Source organism: Novacetimonas hansenii JCM 7643, assembly GCF_000964405.1.
In the GTDB taxonomy this organism is placed as follows: domain Bacteria; phylum Pseudomonadota; class Alphaproteobacteria; order Acetobacterales; family Acetobacteraceae; genus Novacetimonas; species Novacetimonas hansenii.
Genome location: NZ_BANE01000136.1, coordinates 1 through 3,655, shown reverse-complemented (window position 1 = coordinate 3,655; position 3,655 = coordinate 1). Strand labels below are relative to the sequence as shown.

Genomic DNA, 3,655 nt, shown 5'->3' with positions numbered 1-3,655 from the left:
CCGCCACACCCACCGCCACACCGCCATCGCGCCCGGAGGTCATCTCCGTCTCCCGCCAGCGCCAGACCCCCGCCACCCGCGCCGAAGCGCGTCTGGCCTCCATCCCCGGCGCAACCAGCGTGATCGACGCGCAAAAGACGCTCAAGGGCCGCAATTTCACCAGCGCCGACGCCCTGTCGTTCCAGCCCGGCGTGTTTGCGCAATCCTCTGGCGGGGGGGACGGGCTGCGCCTGTCGATCCGTGGGTCGGGCATCGCCACGGGCACCAACTATTTCCGTTCGGGCATGCTGATGATGTTCGATGGCCTGCCCGTCACCACGCCCGCCGGCACGCCCTATGAACTGTTTGAACCGCTGGGCCTGCGCTATACCGAGGTGCTGCGTGGGGCCAATGCGTTCGATTATGGTGGCCTGCAACTGGGTGGGGCGATCAATTACGTCACACAGACCGGATACGACGCACAGAAATACCAGGCCCGTGTGGAGGCCGGAAGCTTTGGCTATGTCAAGGAACAGGTCAGTTCGGGCGCGGTCATCGGCAAGTTCGATTATTTTGTCAGCGTGACCAATTCCTATCGCGGGGGGTATCAGGAAAACACCAAGGCGACGAGTTTCGGCATCAACGCCAACTTTGGTTATCGTTTCAATGATCGCGTGTCCACACGGGCATTTTTCCGGTATCGCCAGACGGTCAATGGCTATCCCGGCTATCTGACGCGCGACCAGATCCTGTCCGACCCGAAGCAGAGCCAGTCGCCCTATTATTCATGGGGGGCGCACCGCATCCAGCCGGGGACCAAGTATTACGGCGACATGACCACCATCCGCATTGACGATGCATCGAAAATCGAACTTGGCTTCAATTACCAAGATGCGCCGATCGACATTGAAAACAACGCCACATCGCAGGTATGGGGATACAAGACCGTGGCGGGCGTGCTGAATTACGACCGCCATGACGTACTGTCGGGCCACAAGAGCGATACGCAGTTCGGCATCCTGACCTACAGCGACCTTGACGCGTGGCAGACCAACCATATCCGCGTCAATAGCGGGGCGAATGCCGGGCTGTTTGCGGGCCAGCCCCTGGGCGAGACGCTGCGCCATGTCAAATATGGGGGGACGGAAAATTATTTCCACCTGCGCAATAATACCGAGGTTGCGCATAACCTGTGGCTGACGGCGGCGGGCGCGCTGGCGTTCATCGGGCGGGAATCTGACGTGACCTATCCCAACCGGTCGCACCTTGGCACGTCGTCGGTCAATTTCATCCCGCGCGGGGGATTTCGCTATATCCCCTATCATAACATAGAGATTTACGGAAACGTCAGCCGCAGCATCCAGCCGCCCAACGACTGGAACTACAACTATGCCGGGGCATATTACAATGCCGCCGCATATCCGTTGCAGAATTATGCGGGGGAAAATTCGACATCGGGCCGGTTGCGCAACCAGACCGCGACCACGTTCGAAATCGGAACGACGGGCCATTATTTCCATAATAAATGGAGCCTGTCGTACTACCATTCCGCCGTGCGCAACGAACTGCTGACGGTGATGACCCCACAGTCGGAGGCGGCGGGCACGTCGATTTACGGCAATGCCTCGCCCACCACGCATCAGGGGGTCGAATTCTCGCTGGAGACGGAGTTGCTGAAATGGTCGGGCAATACGCTGTCGCTGCGTCAGGCCTATACCTATCAGGATTTCCGTTATCGCCATGATGCGGTGTTCGGGCATAACCGCCTGCCGGGCATTCCCGAACATTTCTATCAGGGGGAAATCCACCTTGACATGCATAACGGGTTTTACGCCGGGTTTAATGCGCAGGTCTCGTCAAAGGTCGGGGCGTCATATGACATGACGTATTTCGCACCGTCCTATCACATCTATAACGCCAATATCGGCTATGCCTGGCCGCGCAAGCATCGCGAAGTCTTCCTCAGCTTCAACAACCTTGCGAACAAGCATTATGCCGCCATTGTCGTGCCGGGATACCAGTCCGCGGGCAAGCAGCTTTCGGTCATGCAGCCCGGTGACGGGTTTGGCGTGTTTGCCGGTGTGTCGATGGGCTTTGACTGACGGATCAGGCGCCGGGTGGCCGGCGCCTGAACGATGGTTTTTGGAAAAACATATGAATATGCCGTGCTTTTCAAGGAACACGGCATTGCGGAAACTCTTATGACCCAATCCTTGGCCACAGGGGGCCTGACATGAAGGAAATACGCCTTAACGCGTTCGACATGAACTGTGTCTCCCATCAGGCCAGCGGCCTGTGGCGGCATCCGCGCGACCGTTCCGCACAGTACAACACCCTGTCCTACTGGATCGAGCTTGCGCGGCTGCTTGAACGCGGGCTGTTCGATACGCTGTTTCTGGCTGATGTGCTGGGTGTTTATGACGTGTATGGCGCATCGCCCGACGCGGCGTTGCGCAATGCATCGCAGGTGCCGGTGAATGACCCGGCAATGCTGGTGCCCGCCATGGCGGCGGTGACGCGCAACCTTGGCTTTGGCGTGACATGCACGCTGTCCTATGAACATCCCTTCCCCTTCGCACGGCGGATGTCCACACTGGATCACCTGACGGACGGGCGGGTGGGGTGGAACATCGTCACCGGATACCTCAACAGCGCGGCGCGCGGCACGGGACAGGCGCGACAGCACGGGCACGACACGCGATATGACATCGCGGATGAATACATGCAGGCGGTCTATGGCCTGTGGGAAGGAAGCTGGGAGGACGGAGCGGTGCTGCGTGACCGCGCCAGTGGTGTCTTTACCGATCCGTCCAAGGTACATCGCATCCGGCATGAGGGAAAATACCTCAGCGTCGATGCGATCCACCTGTGCGAACCCTCGCCACAGCGCACGCCGGTCCTGTTTCAGGCGGGGGCGTCGCCACGGGGGCAGGAATTCGCGGCGACACATGCGGAATGCGTCTTCATCGCCGGGCCATCGCGCGAGGTGGTGCGCCAGACCACAACGGGCATCCGCGAACGCGCCCGGCGCGCCGGGCGGGCACCGGGGGAACCGCTGGTCTTTGCGCTGCTGACGGTCATTACCGCGCCCACGCATGAAGAGGCGGTGTTCAAATACAATGAATACCAGCGCTATATCAGCACCGAAGGCGCGCTTGCGCTGCTGTCGGGATGGACGGGGGTGGATTTTTCGCAATATGCGCTCGATGCGCCCGTGCGCCATGTCCGCAATGATGCGATCCATTCCGCCATCGACAGCCTGACGGTCATGGACCCCGAACGGGTATGGACGGTGGGGGAACTGGCGCGGCATGCGGCGATCGGCGGAATGGGGCCGACCATCGTGGGCAGCCCCGCCGAAATCGCGGACCAGATGGAGGCATGGGTGGCGCAGACCGGCATTGACGGCTTCAACCTTGCCTATGCCGTCGCACCGGAAACGTTCGAGGACATCGTGGATCTGGTCATCCCCGAACTGCAACGGCGCGGGCGTTACAGGACGGCGTACCCTCCCGGCACATTGCGACAGAAGCTGTTCGGGCGTGGCGACCGGCTGGGTGCGGAACATGCCGCACGGCGCGTCGTGCGTGAACGCGTGCAGACCGACGACTGACTGCACGGCCCCCTACCCTACCCTACCCTACCCTGCCCTGCCCTGCCCTGCCCTGCCCGGCCC

General features: G+C 61.0%; 2 protein-coding genes. Both read left to right on the top strand.

Annotated features, from left to right (window positions below; all coding sequences use genetic code 11):
- A partial coding sequence (locus tag B7G66_RS10120) for a TonB-dependent receptor family protein (protein ID WP_048859158.1) occupies positions 1–2,081 on the top strand: 2,081 nt, incomplete at its 5' end.
- 131 nt (positions 2,082–2,212) lie between these two features.
- Positions 2,213–3,592 carry an LLM class flavin-dependent oxidoreductase gene (locus tag B7G66_RS10115; protein WP_003621803.1) on the top strand — a complete coding sequence of 460 codons (1,380 nt, stop codon included), beginning with the start codon at positions 2,213–2,215 and terminating at the stop codon, positions 3,590–3,592.
- Positions 3,593–3,655 lie beyond the last annotated feature (63 nt).

Bases quoted from the DNA above. Each gene is read 5' to 3' on its own strand.
- B7G66_RS10115 (WP_003621803.1), top strand. From the start codon at position 2,213: ATGAAGGAAATACGCCTTAACGCGTTCGACATGAACTGTGTCTCCCAT.